Here is a 16,003-nt window from a genome sequence, read left to right on the forward strand (position 1 = left end):
TGTCGGCTGGTCCGCGGCGGCGGCCGGGGACCCGTCGATGCTACGGCAGCCCCCGCGAGCGCCCCCTGCCCGGCCGCCGGGACGACGCAGGAGCAGTCGTCCGCCCCGGCGCACGAGCCGACGGATGGCCGTCCAGCGCACGCCCACGCCCGGATCGGCGGAGTCACAGCCCACTGATAGCCGACTGACCGGAGACTCCGACCATGGACCTCCCCTGGCGCCGCCGCAGCGCGACGACCGACCCGACCACCTCGACGACCGGGGCCGACCTCGGCGAGCCCGGAGCGCCTCCTCGTGTCCCCGTCGCGGGCGAGGCCGAGGAGGCGCGGGCCGGCTCCCCCGGCCGCGCCCTCGCACCCGGCGCGGTCCCGCCGGGCATGCTCGTGGCCGGTGCCTGGGGCTGGCGCCTGCTGGTCGTCGCGGCGTGCCTCGCGGTGCTGGGCTGGCTGGTGTCGCGCCTCGAGGAGATCGTGGTGCCGCTGCTGATCGCGATCCTGATCTGCGCGCTGCTGCAGCCCGTGGTGCGCCTGCTCACGCGGCGGCGGGTGCCGCACTGGCTCGCGATCGTGGTGGCGCTGCTCGCGCTCGTCGTCGTGGTCGGCGGCCTGCTCGTGCTCGTCGTGACCCAGGTGCGTGCCGGTGCGGGCGACCTGAGCGACAAGGGCATGGCGGCGTACGACAGTCTGCGGCAGTTCCTGCGGACGTCGCCGCTGAAGTTGACCGACGGCGAGTTCGACCAGTACGTCGGCCAGGCAGGGCAGGCGCTGCAGGACGCGAGCCAGCAGATCCTCAGCGGCGTCGCGGCGATCGGCTCGGCGGCCGGGCACCTCGTCGCGGGCGGGCTGCTGACGCTCTTCGCGACGATCTTCCTGCTGATCGACGGTCGGGGCGTGTGGCACTGGGTCGTCCGGTTGTTCCCGCGGGCGGCACGGCCGGCCGTCGACGGCGCCGGCCAGGCCGGCTGGCAGACGCTCACGTCGTTCGTGAAGGTGCAGGTCGTGGTCGCCGCGGCGAACGGCGTCGGGATCGGCCTGTTCGCGTTCTTCCTCGGGCTGCCTCTGGCGGTGCCGATCGCGATCCTCGTGTTCCTGGCGTCGTTCATCCCCGTGCTCGGAGCGATCGTGACGGGTGCACTCGCGGTCGTGCTCGCGCTCGTCGTCGCCGGGCCGGTCCAGGCGCTGGTGATGCTCAGCGGCGTGCTGCTCGTGCACCTGCTCGAGGCGCACGTGCTGCAGCCCCTCGTCATGGGAGGCGCGGTGAAGGTGCACCCCCTCGCCGTGGTCTTCGCGGTGGCGGCGGGCTCGCTCGTGGCCGGCATCCCCGGAGCGCTCTTCGCCGTGCCGACCGCCGCGACCGTCAACGTCATGGTCAAGTACGTCGCGTCGGGCCGCTGGAAGGCCCGACGCGAGGGCCCGGCCGCCGTCGACGGAACGCCGCCCGCCGGCGCCTGAGGCGCGGGCGGGCGGTCGGCAGGGTCGGCCGGACCGACGTGGGCGCGGAGCCCGGCTCAGCTCAGCTCGGTTCAGCTCAGAACGGGACCCCGCAGCGCAGCACCACGTTGGCGTACGGCGTCGCCTCGCCCGTGCGGACGAGCAGCCGTGCCCGCCCGCTCAGCGCCTTGAGCTCGTCGTGCGACACGTGTGCGATGTCGTCGAACCGTGCGGCGATCTGCTCGCCCGCCGCGGTGCCGACGCTCTCGTCCGCCGCCGTGCAGGCCTCGAAGACCGCGTCGGCCAGCAGGGCGTCGAGCACCCCGGCGAACGACGGCAGGCCGTGCACGACCGCGAGGTCGACCACCGGAACGCCGACGGGGAGGGGCAGGCCGCAGTCCGCGACGACGACGAGGTCGCCGTGGCCGAGGCCGCTGATCGCCGCGTTCAGCTGGGCGTTGAGGATCCCGCCGCGCTTCACGCCCGCACCTCGATGGCCGTGACCTGCTCGTCGGTCGACGGCAGCTCGTCGTCGACGCCCGGGTACGAGGGCTGGGTGCCCGTGGTCGTGACCGAGTAGGCACCGACGCGCACCGCCTCCTGCGCGGCCTCGAGCAGCGAGGAGCCGCTCGCGAGGGCGGCGCTCAGGGCGCCGACGAACGCGTCGCCGGCTCCCGACGAGTCGACGGCCCGCACCCGCGGGGACGGCACCGACCACGAGCCGGAGGCGTCCGAGACCAGGGCGCCGGCCGCACCGCGCGTGAGCACGACGGAGGCGACGCCCAAGCCGCGCAGCTCGGCGACGACGGCCGCGTCGTCCGACGCGTCCCCTCCCGCGAGGCGCTCGGCAGCCTCCGGCGCGACGAGCTCGAGCAGGAGGCGACCCTCGTGCTCGTTGAGCACGAGCGGGTCCGCGAGCCGGACGACCTCGGCCGAGACCGCCACGACGGGCGCCAGGTTGAGCACCAGGCGTCCCGTCGCGAGCCGTGCCGCGCGCTCGATCCCCGAGACGGGGATCTCGCCCTGCAGCACGACCACGGCGGCGCGGGAGACGACCTCGGCGTGCCGGGCGACCGCCTCCTCGTCGACCGACGCGTTGGCGCCGGGCACGACGACGATCGTGTTCTCGGAGTCGGAGCCGACGCTCACCACGGCGAGCCCCGTGGGGCCCTCCGCCGTGGCGACCCGCTCGACGTCCACGCCGCTCTCGACGAGCAGCGGCAGCGCCGCCGAGGCGTGCACGTCGTCGCCGACCGCGCCGATCATCGTCGTGGCGGCGCCGCGACGGGCCGCGGCGACGGCCTGGTTCGCGCCCTTGCCGCCGGGCAGCAACGTCATCGACGTGCCGATCAGCGTCTCGCCGGGGAGGGGGAGGCGGTCGACCGTCACGACCTGGTCGACGTTGATCGACCCGACGACGACCACCTCAGCAGAGCCGTGCATCAGGAGAAGTCACCCACGTTCTCCTTCGTGACCGTGATGACCTCGACGGCCTGGTCGGAGGGGCCGTCGTCGCCCTCGCCGCCGTCGATCGCCTTGACGGCCTGGTCGACGGCCAGCGCGCCGAGCTCGCCCGGCTGCTGGGCGATCGTGCTCGACATCGTGCCGGCCTCGATGGCCTTCAGCCCGTCCTCGGTGCCGTCGAACGCGGCGACCTTCACGTCGGTGCCGGCACGAGAGCCGAGCGCCTGGATCGCGCCGAGGCCCATCTCGTCGTTCTCGGCGAAGACGCCGACCGCGTCGGGGTGCGCCTGCAGCAGGTTGGTCGTGACGTCGAGCGCGGTGGCGCGGTCGAAGTTGGCGGTCTGCTGCGCGACGACGGTGATGCCGGGGAACTCGGCGATGCCCTTCGTGAAGCCCTCGCCGCGGTCGCGGCTGGCGGAGGTGCCCGCGACGCCCTGCAGCACGATGACCTCGCCCTGCTCGCCGATGGCCTCGGCCAGCGCCTTGGCGGCCTGCTCGCCTCCGGCGACGTTGTCGCTGGCGACGAACGACGCGACGTCGGCGCCGTTGACCGCGCGGTCGACGGCGACGATCGGCACGCCGGCGTCGTTGAGCTGCGAGGCGGCGGGGCCGGCGGCGTCGCTGTCGACGGCGTTGAGGATGACGGCGTCGGCGTTCGACGCGGCGGTGGCCAGCTGGTTGCTCTGCGTCGCCGAGTCGTTCTGCGCGTCGACGACCTGCAGGTCGACGCCCTTCTCGTCGGCCTCGGCCTGGGCGCCGTCGCGGAGCTCGACGAAGAACGGGTTGTTGAGGGTCGACAGCGACAGGACGACCGTGGGGCGGTCGGCCTCTCCTGCGGGGGTGCGGTTGCAGCCGGCGGTGCCGGTCACGACCACTGCGACGACGGCGGCGACGGTGGCGGCCTTGCGGAACGAGGAAGACTTCATCGTGTGTCCTTCGGTGGGGTTCTGGTGGTGCGGGTGGGGTTCAGGGGAAGAGGAGAGGAAGAGACGAGGAGGCGCGGATCGGGTCGCGACGATGCGCCGCGGGTCACGCGCCGCGGGTCACGCGCTGCGCGTCACGCGCTGCGCGTCTTGCGGCGCAGCACGTCGACGCCCACGGCGAGCGCGATGACGAGGCCGATGACGACCTGCTGCCAGAACGACGTGACGTTGAGCAGGTTCAGCCCGTTGCGGATGACGACGAGCACGAGGGCGCCGATGACCGTGCCCGAGATGCGGCCGACCCCGCCTGCGAGGCTGGCCCCGCCGATGACGACGGCGGCGATCGCGTCGAGCTCGTAGCCCGCCGCGGCCTGGGGCTGGGCGGAGTCGAGGCGCCCGGCGAGCAGCAGGCCGGCGAGGGCGGCGAACAGCCCCGCGAGGCCGAAGACCGTGACGACGATCCGCTTGACGGGCAGGCCCGACAGGCGGGCCGCCTCCGCGTTGCCGCCGACCGCGTACATGGTGCGGCCGATCACGGTGCGGTTGAGGATGAACGACGCGATCGCGGCGGCGACGACCAGCACGATGACCGGCACCGGCACGGGTCCGACGTTCCCGCCGAGGAACGACACGGCGGCGGGCGTCGAGATCGGGCGGCCGTCGCTGACGACGAGCGTGAGGCCGCGGGCGACGCTGAGCATCGCCAGGGTCGCGATGAACGACGGCAGCTTGCCGTAGGCGCTGGCGAAGCCGTTGACGAGGCCGGCGACGAGGCCGGTCGCGAGGCCGACGACGAGGGCGAGGCCGCCGGGCAGGCCCGCCGTGGCGAAGGTCCAGCTCGACACCATGGCCGAGAGCGCGGCGACCGAGCCGACCGAGAGGTCGATGCCGCCCGCGACGATGACGAAGGTCATGCCGAAGGCGAGCACGGCGACGGTCGACACCTGGATGCCGATGTTGAGGAGGTTGCGGCCGGTCAGGAAGTCGGGCGTCGCGATGAAGAGGGCGAGGCAGAGCACGACGAGCCCGACGAGGGCGCCGTTGGCGGCGAGGAACGCCTTGATGTCGAAGGAGCGTCGCTGCGCCTTCACGGTGGTGGTGGTCATGGGTGTCTTCCTGGTCTGGTGGGGTTCGTCGGGTCGTGGTGGGGGGAGGCAGCGCGGGAGGCGGCAGTGCGGGAGACGGCCGTCCGGTCTGCAGCGCGCGGTCGCGTCAGGCCGCGTCGGAGTCCGGGACGTCGCGGGCGGCGAGCGTCATCAGCGCGTCCTGGGTGGCGTCGGCCGCGGCGAGCTCGCCGGCCACGACGCCGTCGCGCATGACGATGATCCGGTCGCTCATGCCCATGACCTCGGGCAGCTCGCTGCTGACCATGACGACGGCTCCGCCGGCGGCCGTGATGGTGTTGATCAGCTCGTAGATCTCGACCTTCGCGCCGACGTCGACGCCGCGGGTCGGCTCGTCGAGCAGCAGCACCGTGGAGCCGGCGATGATCCAGCGGCCGAAGACGGCCTTCTGCTGGTTGCCGCCCGAGAGCGCGCCGATCGGCTGGTCGATGTCGCGCATCCGGATGCGCAGGCGGGAGGCGACCGCCTCGGCACGCTCGCGCTGGCCGGTGAAGTCCACGAGTCCGCCCCGGGCGCTGGAGGCGAGCGTCGCGTACCCGAGGTTGTCGTTGACGGAGGCGCCGAGCACGAGGCCCTGGCCCTTCCTGTCCTCGGGGACGTGGCCGATGCCCGCGGCGATCGCTCCGGCGACGTCGCCCTTCTTGAGGACCTCGCCTCGCACGCTGACGGTGCCCTCCGAGTAGCGGTCGACCCCGGCGATCGCGCGGACGACCTCGGTGCGGCCGGCGCCGACGAGGCCGGCGATGCCCAGCACCTCCCCCGCCCGCACCGTGAACGACACGTCGCGGAACCGCTCGCCGGTGAGGCCCGAGACGACGAGCACGTCGCCCGCGCCGTTCCCGGCGCCGGTGCCGCGTGGGTACTGCTCGTCGATGTCGCGGCCGACCATGAGGCGCACGAGCTCCGCCTCGGGCGTCGACGCGGGGACCTCGGCGACGAAGCGTCCGTCGCGGAGCACCGCGACCGTGTCGCCGATCTCGGCGATCTCGTCGAGGTGGTGGCTGATGAAGAGCATGCCGACGCCACGGGCCCGCAGCTGCGCGACGACGGCGAAGAGCTGCTCGGTCTCGTGCCGGGTCAGCGCCGCCGTCGGCTCGTCGAGGATGAGGATGCGTGCGTCGATGCTCAGCGCCTTGGCGATCTCGACCAGCTGCTGACGGGCGATGCCGAGCTCGGCGACCTTGGTGTCGACGTCGACGTCGAGCCCGATCAGCTCGAGCGCGGCTCGGGCCCGACGCTTCAGCTCCCGCCGGTCGACCATGCCGAACCGGGTCGGGAACCGGCCCATCATCACGTTCTCGGCGACGCTGAGCGACGGCACGAGGTTGAGCTCCTGGTGGATGGTGGCGATGCCGAGCTTCTCGGCGGCGAGCGTGCCGGGCAGCGAGACGGGCTCGCCGTCGACGAGGACGCGGCCGCCGTCGGGCTGGTAGACGCCCGACATCATCTTGATGAGGGTCGACTTGCCCGCGCCGTTCTCGCCGAGCAGCACCTGCACCTGGCCGGAGCGCACGTGCACCGTGACGTCGTCGATGACCCGCACGGGCCCGAACGACTTGCTCACGCGGTCGAGGGTGAGGAGGGGACGATCGTCGCTGATCGAGGTGGTCATGGTCAGTTCCTGCCGAGGGGTCGGGACGGGGTGGGGACGGGAGAGGACGAGGAGGCGCGGACGACGAGCTCGCTCGGCAGCGTCACCGAGTCGGGACGCCGTCCCGCGATGACCTCCTGCAGCAGCTCGACGGCGCGTCGCCCCATCTCGTCGACGCTGTGCGCGATGACGGTGAGGGCCGGGTCCAGCAGCGAGAACCACTCGACGTCGTCGAAGGCGACGACGGCGACGTCCTCGCCGATGCGGAGGTCGAGGCGGTGGAGCATCGCGATGGCGCCGACGGCCATGAGGCTGTCGGCCGCGAGGATGGCGGTCGGCGGCTCGTCGAGGCTGAAGAGCGCGTGCACGCCCTCCGAGCCGCTGGCGCTCTGGAAGTCGCCGAGGTGCACGAGGGCCGGGTCGTCGCTGAGGCCGCTCTCGGCGACCGCGCTCGTCCACGACTCGAGCCGCTCGCGGCCGGTCGAGACGCTCTGCGGCCCGGCGATGTAGCCGACGCGCACGTGCCCGAGCTCGGCGAGGTGCCGCACGGCCGCCCGGATGCCGGGGCCGCTGTCGGTGGTGACGCTCGGCACGTCGACGCCCGGGATGGTGCGGTCGACGAAGACGGTGGGCACGTCGCGCGTCAGCAGCGCGTCGATGCTCGCGGAGTCGCCGCCCTGCGGGGCTACGATGACGCCGTCGACGCGGCGCGAGATGAGCGTGTCGAGGTAGCGGTCCTGCTGCTCGCGGTTCTCGTTGGCGTTGCCGAGCAGCGTCACGTAGCCGAGCTCGAGCAGGCCCTGCTCGATCGTGTGGGCGAGGTCGGCGAAGAACGGGTTGCGGACGTCGGAGACGAGCAGGCCGACCGTGTCGGACCTCGTGGAGCGCAGCGCCCTGGCCTGGGCGTTCGGGCGGAAGTCGAGCGCGCGCACCGCCTCCTCGACCTGCTGCCGCGACTCGGCCGACGTGGCCGGGTTGCCCGACAGGACGCGCGACACCGTCGCCGGGGAGACCCCGGCGCGCTGGGCGACGTCCTTGATCGTGACAGCGGTCATCAGCTACTCCGTCGTGAGCTCGGGTGGTGCGGCAGGTCGCCCTGCGGGGCACCGGTTCATGGAATCGATTCCATGGAACCGATTCCATGACGGTAGCCGTGAGCGCCGCGAGTGTCAACTGCGCCCGTCGCGTCGCGGCCGCCGACTCGCCTCCCGGCCAGCCGCCTCCCTCAGGGACCCGCCTCGCGGGCAGCGCGGCCCCGGGCCTAGAGTCGGCACATGATCGTCGCCCTCGTCGCCGCCTCCCTCGCGGCCCTGCTGCACGTGTACATCTTCGTGATGGAGTCCGTGCTCTGGACGACCCCGCGCGTCCGCGCCACCTTCGGCATCACGAGCGACGCCCAGGCCGAGCACACGAAGCCGCTCGCGCTGAACCAGGGCTTCTACAACCTGTTCCTCGCGATCGTCACGATCGTCGGCGTCGTGCTGGTCGCGGCCGGCGATCCGGCCGGCGCCGCCAGCGCCTTCGAGGCGTCACCCTCGGGCAACGCCCTGATCGTGGCCGGCACGGGCTCGATGCTCGCCGCTGCCCTCGTCCTGCTCGTCAGCGACCGCACCAAGGCACGCGCCGCCGCGGTCCAGGGCCTGTTCCCGCTCGTGGCGCTGCTGGCCCTGCTCGTCTCCGCCGCCGCGTAGCCGGCACTCGGGGTCGGGCCGTCGGCGCACGGCAGCGCGAGACCGGCGCACGCCGCGCACTACCCTGGGCTGGTGACCGACCCGACCACCGCCTCCTCGGCTTCCGCCCCGGCCGCGCCGACGACCCACTGGACCCTCACGCTCGTCTGCGACGACGCCCCCGGCATCGTCCACGCGATCAGCGGAGCGGTGGTGGAGGCGGGCGGCAACATCACCGAGTCCGCCCAGTTCTCGAGCCACGACACCGGGACCTTCTTCATGCGGCTGCAGGTCGAGGCGCCCGGCGAGCGCGCGGCGTTCGAGGCCCGGCTCGCCCCCGTCGTCGAGCGCTACGGCATGCAGCACGAGCTCGACGTCGTCGGCCGGCCGACCCGCACGCTCGTGCTCGCGAGCAAGGCGGCGCACTGCCTCAACGACCTGCTGTTCCGTCAGCGCGCCGGCCAGCTGCCGGTCGAGATCCCCCTCGTGCTCGCCAACCACCCCGACCTCGGCGAGCTCGCGGAGTTCTACGGCACCCGCTTCGAGCACCACGCCGTGTCGGACGCCGAGAGCAAGGCCGCCTTCGAGGCCCGCGTGCTGCAGGTCGTCGACCGCTACGACATCGAGCTGGTGGTGCTCGCGCGCTACATGCAGATCCTCAGCCCCGAGCTCTGTGCGGCGCTGGAGGGGCGGGCGATCAACATCCACCACTCGTTCCTGCCCGGGTTCAAGGGCGCGAACCCGTACCGGCAGGCGCACGCCCGCGGCGTGAAGCTGATCGGCGCGACGGCGCACTTCGTGACGAGCGACCTCGACGAGGGGCCGATCATCGAGCAGAACGTCGTCCGGGTCGACCACACCCGCAGCGCGCCCGAGCTGATGGCGATCGGCCAGGACGAGGAGAGCCGCACGCTCACCCAGGCCGTCCGCTGGTTCGCGGAGAACCGGGTGCTGCTCGACGGCGCCCGCACCATCGTCTTCCGCTGACCTGCAGGCACCGCGCACCGGGCGCACGGTCGTACGCTGGCACCGTGACCCCGACCGACGCCGCGACAGCCGACCACCGTCCGCCCGCGGCTCGCCGCCCCGCCCCCTTCGACCTGCTCCGCTTCGCCGTCGAGCTCTTCGCCCTGTTCTCCCTCGCCCTGTGGGGCTACCTGGCCTGGGCCTGGCCGTGGCCGGCCCTCGCGTTCATGCTCGGCGCACCCGGCTTCGCCGTCGTCGTCTGGGCCCTGTTCCGCTCGCCGCGGGCCGTGGTGCCCACCGACCGGGTCGGCCGCAGCCTCGTCGAGATCGCGGTGATGGGCGCGGCCGCGATCGCCTGGGCCCAGCTCGGGCACCCGGTCGTCGCGGTCGCCTTCGCCCTCGTCGCCGCCGTCACCGGCGTCGTCGCCGCCCGCCGGGAGGACCGCGCATGAGCACCACCCTCTTCACGAACGCCCACGCGGTCGACGCCACGGGCGAGACCGAGGGCTTCTGGATGCTCGTCGACGGCGACACCATCGTCGCGACCGGCAGCACGGCCGAGCAGGCCTTCCCGCTCGAGGCCCCGGGTCGGCACCGCGACGGCCGGGACGGCCTGGGAGGCGCGCTGCCGGTCGCCGACGTCGTGGTCGACCTCGACGGCGCCCGCCTCACCCCGGGCCTCGTCGACCTGCACACCCACGGAGGAGGCGGCGCCAGCCACGACGGAGGCGCCGACGAGATCGAGCGCGGCCTCGCCCTGCACCGCGCGCACGGGACGACCCGCTCGCTGGTGAGCCTCGTCGCGAACCCGATCGACCGCCTCCGGGGCTCGCTCGAGACGATCGCCCAGCTGCGACGCCGCGACCCGCTCGTCCTCGGCGCGCACCTCGAGGGGCCGTTCCTCGCGCCGCACCGCAAGGGCGCGCACGCCGAGCAGCACCTCGCCGTGCCCTCCCCCGAGAACGTCGACGCCCTGCTCGGGGCCGTCCCCGGCGTGGTGCGGCAGGTCACGCTCGCCCCCGAGCTGCCGGGCGGGCTCGACGCCGTCGAGCGCATCGTCGCCGCCGGGGCCGTCGTCGCCGTCGGCCACACCGACGCCGACCACGACCTCGCGGTCGCGGCCTTCGACCGCGGCGCGACCATGATGACGCACGCGTTCAACGCCATCGCGGGCATCGGCCACCGCGAGCCCGGCCCCGTCGTCGCGGCCGTCAGCGACGACCGCGTCACGATCGAGCTGATCCTCGACGGCGTCCACGTGCACCCGGAGGTCGTCCGCATGGTGTTCGCCTCCGCCCCCGGCCGCGTCGCCCTGATCACCGACGCGATGTCCGCCGCGGGCTCGGCCGACGGCGACTACCTGCTCGGCGAGCTCGCCGTGACGGTGAGCGACGGCGTCGCGGTGCTCGCCGGCACGGACACGATCGCCGGGTCGACCCTGACGCAGGACGCCGCCCTGCGCCTCGCCCTGACCGGCGCGGAGCAGTCGCCCATGTGCGCCGTCGAGGCGTTGACGACGGTCCCCGCGAAGGCGCTCGGCGAGGACGACCGGATCGGCCTGCTCGCTCCCGGCTACGTCGCCGACGCCGTCGCGTGGACGGACGACTGGCACGTGTCCCGCGTGTGGGCCGCAGGCCGCGAGCTGACGGACGGTCGCTGAGCCCCGCCCGCAGTCGGAGTGGCGGCGGCCGCGGCTAGAGCGTGCGTCCGGCGTTGGCGTCGAGCCAGGCGCGCGGGTCGACCTGGGTCGAGCCGCCGATCAGCACCTCGAAGTGCAGGTGCTCGCCCGTGGCCACGCCGCTGCGGCCGACGAGCCCGACGAGCTCGCCCACGGCGACCTTCTGGCCCACGACCAGCGGGCTCGACCCGACGATCATGTGCGCGTACAGGGTGCTGACCTTCTGGCCGTCGATCACGTGGTCGATGACCGCGTACTGGCCGAACTGCGCGTGCAGGCCCGACGTGCGGACCGTGCCGGCGGCGACGGCGCCGATGGGCGTGCCGCCTCCCGGGGTCATGTCGAGGCCCATGTGCATGCTCGAGCAGGCGGCGCAGGGCGCGGCGCGGGGGCCGAAGCCCGAGCTGAGCACGACCGTGCCGGGGAACGGCCACCGGATGTCGCCCGTGCCCGAGTTGACGATGGTGCCGCCGCCCGCCGCGACGCCGCCCTTGCGGGTCGACTCGGCGTTCGAGGTGCCCTTCTCGGGCGTCGGCGCGACGACCGGAGGCGGGGGCGGCGGAGGCGGGGCGTCCTTGACGACGAAGGCGTCGCGCTCCGAGACGGTGAGCACCACGAGCGAGGCGGCGAGCGTCTGGCCGGGGACGGGCGTCGCTGCCGAGGTCTGCACGACCGACACGCCGAGGTCGCTCGCCGTCGCCGGCGTGACGTTGGACGAGAAGAACAGCCCGCTCGCGAGGAAGGCGACGGCGGGCACCGCGGCGGCGCGCAGGCGGCGAGCGGCCTTCGACATCGTCGCGCGGGCGACGGGCGGGGCCGACGGCACCCGGGACGACGAGGAGGCGCGGGTCGGCGAGGTCGGGACGGGCACGCGGCGGGGGCGCACGGCCACGACGGCACGGCGGGAGGCCGAGGCCGGCGCCGCGGTCGGAGCGCTGACGGACGCGGCTCCAGGAGACGGGACGGCCACAGGGGCTGCGGGAGCAGCGGGGGCCGGAGCCGACGAGGCGGCGTCGGACGGAGCGACGACGGCCGATGCGCCGGCGAGCGCCGCGCGTTCCCGGGCCAGGGCCTCGCGTCGGGTCAGCGGAGGAGCAGGCTCGACCGGGGCGCCGTCGGGGGCGCTCACAGGGCCGCCACGAAGGGGCCGGGGCTGTCGATCACGGTCCTCCTCGCTCCACGGGTCCCGTCGAGTGTAGGCCAGGGGCGCCCGTCGCACCAGGACCGCGACCCGGCCGCGGGCCAGCGCCGACGGAGCGGGGGTGCGTAGTCTGAGGGACGCACAGATAGGTCATGACCGGACGGGACCACCGCCTCCGGCCCGACGACGACAGCCGAGGGGGCACGCCATGGCACGGGCGACGGGGCAGCGGATCACCGACGGGGCCGTGCCGAAGCACGAGCAGCTCCGCACGATCCTGCAGCGCCTGGCGGCCGACGAGCTGCCCGCCGGCGCCGCGGTGCCGAGCGAGCGCCAGCTCATGGTCGACCACGGGGTCAGCCGCATCACGGTGCGTCAGGCCGTCGGGCAGCTCGTCGCCGAGGGGTGGCTGACGAGGGTCCGCGGCAAGGGCACCTTCGTGGCGCACCGCGCCGTGCAGTCGACCCTGCGCCTCAACTCGTTCACGAGCGAGATGACGTCGCTCGGCCACCGCCCGAGCACCGTCGTGCTCGTGCGCGACGAGTGCCTCCCCGCACCCGAGACCGCGGCGGCCCTGGGCCTCGGCCCCGACGAGCCGGCCCTGCACGTCAAGCGCCTGCGCCTCGCCGACGGCGAGCCGGTCAGCATCGACGACGCCTGGTACCCGTCCGCCCGGCTGCCGGGGCTGCTCGACCGCGACCTGAGCCTCTCGCTCTACCGCCTGCTGGCGGACGAGTACGGCCAGCCGGTGACCCGGGCGACCCAGACGGTCGCCGCCCGCGAGGCGCCCGTCGACATCGCGACCCTGCTGGGCACGCCCGACGGCGCCCCCGTCCTGCACTTCGAGCGGGTGTCGTTCTCGGGCGACGAGCCGATCGAGCGGTCCGAGAGCTGGTACCGGTCCGACCGGTACCGCCTCACGATGCAGGTGACGTCGGCGGACGGGCCGCAGGACGCCTGAGCCCTCGAGGCACGACCTGGTCAGGACGCCTGGGCCCTCAGGCCTCCGGGCAGCGCCGGCTCAGAACTCGAAGAGCGGCGATCGCGCCTCGAGGTCGGTGCCGACCGACCCCTGGGGCACGCTGTCGGGTGCGCTGTCGAGCACGATGACCGGGCAGACCGCCGAGTACCCCGCGGCCGCGACGACCGCCGGGTCGAACCGGACGACGACGTCGCCCGCCGCGACGGTCGCGCCCTCGGCGACGGCGAGCTCGAAGCCCTCGCCGCCGAGCTTCACCGTGTCGATGCCGACGTGCACGAGCAGGCCGGTGCCCGACTCGTGCACGACCGCGAACGCGTGCGGGTGCAGCTTGACGATCTCGCCGTCGACCGGCGAGACGACGTCGACGAGGCGGCCGCCCGCAGGAGGCGCGCTCGGCTCGATGGCGACGCCCGCTCCCACGAGCTGGCCGGCGAACACCGCGTCGGGCACGTCCGCGAGCGAGACGACCCGGCCCGTGACGGGGACGAGCGCGACGCTCACAGCTCTTCCAGGAGGTCGTTGATGTCCTCCGCGAGCGAGTCGGCGATCGTGCCGACGATCACCTGGACGCTGCCGCCGGCGTGGACGACCGCGGTGGCCCCCGCGGCCTTGAGCGCGGCGTCGTCGACGAGCGAGACGTCCTTCACGTCGGTGCGGAGGCGCGTGATGCAGCCCTCGATCTCCTCGATGTTGTCGGCGCCGCCGAGTCCGTCGATCATGGCCTGTGCTTTCGACATGAGCTGTTCTCCTTCGTCGTGGGGCTCGAGCCCGGCAGTGCGTCGGGGCGGTGCGTCCGAGGACCGAGCGCGCCTGCTAGTTGACACCACCGGCGGGTCTGAGGAAACTACCACTCACTGGTCATGACCGGACAGGACCGGCCGACCCGCACCTCCTGCACCAGGGCCCTCGCCCGCCCCGACGATCCGTCGGGTCACGGCCCCTGCCGCACGACTCTGCGCCCCGACGAGAGGACCCCTGATGACCACGACCGACACGACGGCCACCAAGCCGAAGAAGGGCACGGCCGCCTTCGCGGTGCTGCAGCGCCTCGGCCGCAGCCTCATGCTGCCGATCGCCGTGCTGCCCGCGGCCGGCCTGCTGCTGCGCCTCGGCCAGCCCGACCTGCTGGGCGCGATCCCCGGCTTCGAGACCGGCGGCTCGGTCATCAGCGCCGCGGGCAACGCGGTCTTCACCTGGCTTCCGCTGATCTTCGCGGTCGGCATCGCCATCGGCTGGGCCAAGAAGTCGGACGGCTCCACGGCCCTCGCCGCGGTCGTCGGCTACATGGTCATCGACGGGGTCTTCACCGCGATGTCGCCGCTGGTGCTCGCCGGCGAGACCACCGCCTCCGGCGACCCCGCCGTGATCAACTACGGCGTGCTCGGCGGCATCGTGATGGGCCTCCTGTCGGCGATGCTGTGGCAGCGCTTCTACCGGACGAAGCTGCCCGACTTCCTCGGGTTCTTCTCGGGTCGACGCCTCGTGCCGATCCTCACGGCCGTCACCGGCCTCGTCGTCGGCGTCGTGATGTCGTTCATCTACCCGCTGTTCAACTCGGCCCTCACCTGGATCGGCACGGCGGTCGCGGCGAACGACGTCGTCGGCGGCGGCGTCTTCGGCGTGGTCAACCGCCTCCTGATCCCCACCGGCCTGCACCACATCCTCAACAACGTCGTGTGGTTCCTCGTCGGCGACTACACCGGAGCCGACGGCACCCTGTACCGCGGCGACCTGACCCGCTTCTTCCAGGGCGACCCGAGTGCCGGCGTGTTCATGACCGGCTTCTTCCCCATCTTCATGTTCGCCCTCCCGGCGGCCGCCCTCGCGATCTGGCGCCACGCCCGCCCCGAGAAGAAGAAGCTCATCGGCGGCATCATGCTGTCGACGGCGCTGACGGCGTTCCTCACCGGCATCACCGAGCCGCTCGAGTTCTCGTTCATGTTCGTCGCCTGGCCGCTGTACCTGATCCACGCCGTCCTGACGGGCACGTCGATGGCGCTGGTGAACGCGCTCGACATCCACACCGGGTTCTCGTTCTCGGCCGGCCTCATCGACTACGTCCTGAACTTCAACATCTCGCAGAACTCGATCTGGCTGATCCCGATCGGCCTCGGCTACGCGGTGATCTACTACGTCGTCTTCAGCTTCGTGATCAAGAAGTGGAACCTCAAGACGCCGGGTCGCGAGGACGACGACGTCTCGGCCGAGTCCGCCGACGCGGCGACGAAGGCCTGACGCGTGGAGATCGTCATCGTCCGCGACGCCGCCGAGGCAGGCCGCGTCGCCGCCCTGAAGATCGCGTCGGTCGTCGAGCGGAAGCCCGAGGCCGTGCTCGGCCTCGCGACCGGCTCGTCCCCCACCGGCATCTACGCGTCGCTGGCGGCCCGGGTGCAGGCGGGCGAGCTCGACTTCTCGCGCGCCTCCGGCTTCGCCCTCGACGAGTACGTCGGCATCCCGCTCGAGCACCCCGAGAGCTACGCGTCGGTCATCCATCGCGACGTCGTCGAGCCGCTCGGCATGGACCCGGCCCGCGTGCGGGTCCCCGACGGCCGCGCCGACGACATCGAGGCCGCGGCCGTCGAGTACGACGAGGCGATCGCGGCCGCGGGCGGGATCGACATCCAGATCCTCGGCATCGGGGCGAACGGGCACATCGGCTTCAACGAGCCGACGTCGTCGTTCGCGTCGCGCACCCGGATCAAGACGCTCGCGCCGCAGACCCGTGCCGACAACGCGCGCTTCTTCGACGACCCCGCGCAGGTGCCCACCCACTGCATGACGCAGGGCCTCGGCACGATCCTCGACGCCCACGAGGTCGTGCTGGTCGCGGTCGGCTCGTCGAAGGCCTCGGCCGTCGCGGGCATGGTCGAGGGCCCGCTCTCGGCGATGTGCCCGGGCAGCGCGCTGCAGCTGCACCAGCACGCGACGATCGTCGTCGACGAGGAGGCGGCGGCGCTGCTCACCCTCGCCGACTACTACCGCTACACGTACGCGAACAAGCCGGCCTGGCAGCGCTTCGAGCACTGACCCCGGG

The 16,003-nt window shown here is 73.4% G+C and carries 17 protein-coding genes; 8 read left to right on the forward strand and 9 right to left on the reverse strand.

Features of this window, described 5'->3' with window-relative positions:
- Positions 1-203: 203 nt before the first annotated feature.
- On the forward strand, positions 204-1,451 hold the full coding sequence (locus ITJ48_RS12285) for an AI-2E family transporter (RefSeq protein ID WP_228506885.1): 1,248 nt from the start codon (positions 204-206) through the stop codon (positions 1,449-1,451).
- Between the two features lie 76 nt (positions 1,452-1,527).
- Here the strand turns inward: ITJ48_RS12285 and rbsD are convergent, their stop codons facing one another.
- The 6 genes from rbsD to ITJ48_RS12315 all read right to left on the reverse strand — a co-directional run bounded on the left by rbsD (position 1,528) and on the right by ITJ48_RS12315 (position 7,587).
- The gene (gene rbsD, locus ITJ48_RS12290; protein WP_194613883.1) at positions 1,528-1,911 is read right to left on the reverse strand and encodes a D-ribose pyranase; all 384 of its coding nucleotides are present in this window, start codon (positions 1,909-1,911) and stop codon (positions 1,528-1,530) included.
- Complete coding sequence (locus tag ITJ48_RS12295) at positions 1,908-2,873, reverse strand: ribokinase (RefSeq protein WP_194613884.1); 966 nt, start codon at positions 2,871-2,873, stop codon at positions 1,908-1,910. The genes rbsD and ITJ48_RS12295 overlap by 4 nt, the downstream gene beginning before the upstream one ends.
- A complete protein-coding gene (locus ITJ48_RS12300) occupies positions 2,873-3,820 on the reverse strand; it encodes a substrate-binding domain-containing protein (protein WP_194613885.1) in 948 nt (315 codons plus the stop codon). Before ITJ48_RS12300 ends, ITJ48_RS12295 begins: the two co-directional genes overlap by 1 nt.
- 131 nt (positions 3,821-3,951) lie before the next feature.
- A complete protein-coding gene (locus ITJ48_RS12305) occupies positions 3,952-4,923 on the reverse strand; it encodes an ABC transporter permease (RefSeq protein ID WP_146903122.1) in 972 nt (323 codons plus the stop codon).
- A gap of 106 nt (positions 4,924-5,029) precedes the next feature.
- Complete coding sequence (locus ITJ48_RS12310; protein WP_194613886.1) at positions 5,030-6,553, reverse strand: sugar ABC transporter ATP-binding protein; 1,524 nt, start codon at positions 6,551-6,553, stop codon at positions 5,030-5,032.
- Between the two features lie 2 nt (positions 6,554-6,555).
- A complete protein-coding gene (locus ITJ48_RS12315; RefSeq protein ID WP_194613887.1) occupies positions 6,556-7,587 on the reverse strand; it encodes a LacI family DNA-binding transcriptional regulator in 1,032 nt (343 codons plus the stop codon).
- A gap of 219 nt (positions 7,588-7,806) precedes the next feature.
- On the opposite strand from ITJ48_RS12315, the gene ITJ48_RS12320 reads away from it, so the two are divergent.
- From ITJ48_RS12320 to nagA, 4 genes are all read left to right on the forward strand, one after another.
- Positions 7,807-8,223 carry a DUF1304 domain-containing protein gene (locus ITJ48_RS12320; protein ID WP_194613888.1) on the forward strand — a complete coding sequence of 139 codons (417 nt, stop codon included), beginning with the start codon at positions 7,807-7,809 and terminating at the stop codon, positions 8,221-8,223.
- Between the two features lie 72 nt (positions 8,224-8,295).
- On the forward strand, positions 8,296-9,189 hold the full coding sequence (gene purU, locus ITJ48_RS12325; RefSeq protein WP_194613889.1) for a formyltetrahydrofolate deformylase: 894 nt from the start codon (positions 8,296-8,298) through the stop codon (positions 9,187-9,189).
- Between the two features lie 44 nt (positions 9,190-9,233).
- Positions 9,234-9,620, forward strand: coding sequence for a YrdB family protein (locus ITJ48_RS12330; RefSeq protein WP_123547788.1), 387 nt, complete (start codon positions 9,234-9,236; stop codon positions 9,618-9,620).
- Positions 9,617-10,828, forward strand: coding sequence for an N-acetylglucosamine-6-phosphate deacetylase (gene nagA, locus ITJ48_RS12335; RefSeq protein WP_194613890.1), 1,212 nt, complete (start codon positions 9,617-9,619; stop codon positions 10,826-10,828). Before ITJ48_RS12330 ends, nagA begins: the two co-directional genes overlap by 4 nt.
- 34 nt (positions 10,829-10,862) lie before the next feature.
- On the opposite strand, the gene ITJ48_RS16720 is transcribed toward nagA, so the two are convergent.
- Positions 10,863-11,975, reverse strand: a complete 1,113-nt coding sequence (locus ITJ48_RS16720) for a M23 family metallopeptidase (protein ID WP_194613891.1) — start codon at positions 11,973-11,975, stop codon at positions 10,863-10,865.
- A gap of 220 nt (positions 11,976-12,195) precedes the next feature.
- Between ITJ48_RS16720 and ITJ48_RS12345 the strand changes: the two genes are divergently transcribed.
- Positions 12,196-12,948 carry a GntR family transcriptional regulator gene (locus ITJ48_RS12345; RefSeq protein ID WP_194613892.1) on the forward strand — a complete coding sequence of 251 codons (753 nt, stop codon included), beginning with the start codon at positions 12,196-12,198 and terminating at the stop codon, positions 12,946-12,948.
- 60 nt (positions 12,949-13,008) lie between these two features.
- Here the strand turns inward: ITJ48_RS12345 and ITJ48_RS12350 are convergent, their stop codons facing one another.
- Positions 13,009-13,470 carry a PTS glucose transporter subunit IIA gene (locus tag ITJ48_RS12350; protein ID WP_194613893.1) on the reverse strand — a complete coding sequence of 154 codons (462 nt, stop codon included), beginning with the start codon at positions 13,468-13,470 and terminating at the stop codon, positions 13,009-13,011.
- Complete coding sequence (locus tag ITJ48_RS12355) at positions 13,467-13,706, reverse strand: glucose PTS transporter subunit EIIB (protein WP_192169580.1); 240 nt, start codon at positions 13,704-13,706, stop codon at positions 13,467-13,469. The genes ITJ48_RS12350 and ITJ48_RS12355 overlap by 4 nt, the downstream gene beginning before the upstream one ends.
- 241 nt (positions 13,707-13,947) lie before the next feature.
- Here ITJ48_RS12355 and ITJ48_RS12360 point away from each other — a divergent pair, with 241 nt between their 5' ends.
- Together ITJ48_RS12360 and nagB are read left to right on the forward strand one after the other, a co-directional pair.
- A complete protein-coding gene (locus ITJ48_RS12360; RefSeq protein WP_194613894.1) occupies positions 13,948-15,204 on the forward strand; it encodes a PTS transporter subunit EIIC in 1,257 nt (418 codons plus the stop codon).
- 3 nt (positions 15,205-15,207) lie between these two features.
- The gene (gene nagB, locus ITJ48_RS12365) at positions 15,208-15,996 is read left to right on the forward strand and encodes a glucosamine-6-phosphate deaminase (RefSeq protein WP_194613895.1); all 789 of its coding nucleotides are present in this window, start codon (positions 15,208-15,210) and stop codon (positions 15,994-15,996) included.
- Positions 15,997-16,003: the final 7 nt, after the last annotated feature.

This window comes from Frigoribacterium sp. VKM Ac-2530 (assembly GCF_015350835.1).
Taxonomy (GTDB): Bacteria; Actinomycetota; Actinomycetes; order Actinomycetales; family Microbacteriaceae; genus Frigoribacterium.

Excerpts from the sequence above, each read along its gene's own strand:
- ITJ48_RS12360 (WP_194613894.1), top strand. The coding sequence starts at position 13,948 with ATGACCACGACCGACACGACGGCCACCAAGCCGAAGAAGGGCACGGCC.
- ITJ48_RS12320 (WP_194613888.1), top strand. The coding sequence starts at position 7,807 with ATGATCGTCGCCCTCGTCGCCGCCTCCCTCGCGGCCCTGCTGCACGTG.
- ITJ48_RS12300 (WP_194613885.1), bottom strand. The coding sequence starts at position 3,820 with ATGAAGTCTTCCTCGTTCCGCAAGGCCGCCACCGTCGCCGCCGTCGTC.
- ITJ48_RS12355 (WP_192169580.1), bottom strand. The coding sequence starts at position 13,706 with ATGTCGAAAGCACAGGCCATGATCGACGGACTCGGCGGCGCCGACAAC.
- ITJ48_RS12315 (WP_194613887.1), bottom strand. The coding sequence starts at position 7,587 with ATGACCGCTGTCACGATCAAGGACGTCGCCCAGCGCGCCGGGGTCTCC.
- ITJ48_RS12295 (WP_194613884.1), bottom strand. The coding sequence starts at position 2,873 with ATGCACGGCTCTGCTGAGGTGGTCGTCGTCGGGTCGATCAACGTCGAC.
- ITJ48_RS12305 (WP_146903122.1), bottom strand. The coding sequence starts at position 4,923 with ATGACCACCACCACCGTGAAGGCGCAGCGACGCTCCTTCGACATCAAG.
- ITJ48_RS12285 (WP_228506885.1), top strand. The coding sequence starts at position 204 with ATGGACCTCCCCTGGCGCCGCCGCAGCGCGACGACCGACCCGACCACC.
- ITJ48_RS12310 (WP_194613886.1), bottom strand. The coding sequence starts at position 6,553 with ATGACCACCTCGATCAGCGACGATCGTCCCCTCCTCACCCTCGACCGC.
- nagA (WP_194613890.1), top strand. The coding sequence starts at position 9,617 with ATGAGCACCACCCTCTTCACGAACGCCCACGCGGTCGACGCCACGGGC.
- ITJ48_RS12345 (WP_194613892.1), top strand. The coding sequence starts at position 12,196 with ATGGCACGGGCGACGGGGCAGCGGATCACCGACGGGGCCGTGCCGAAG.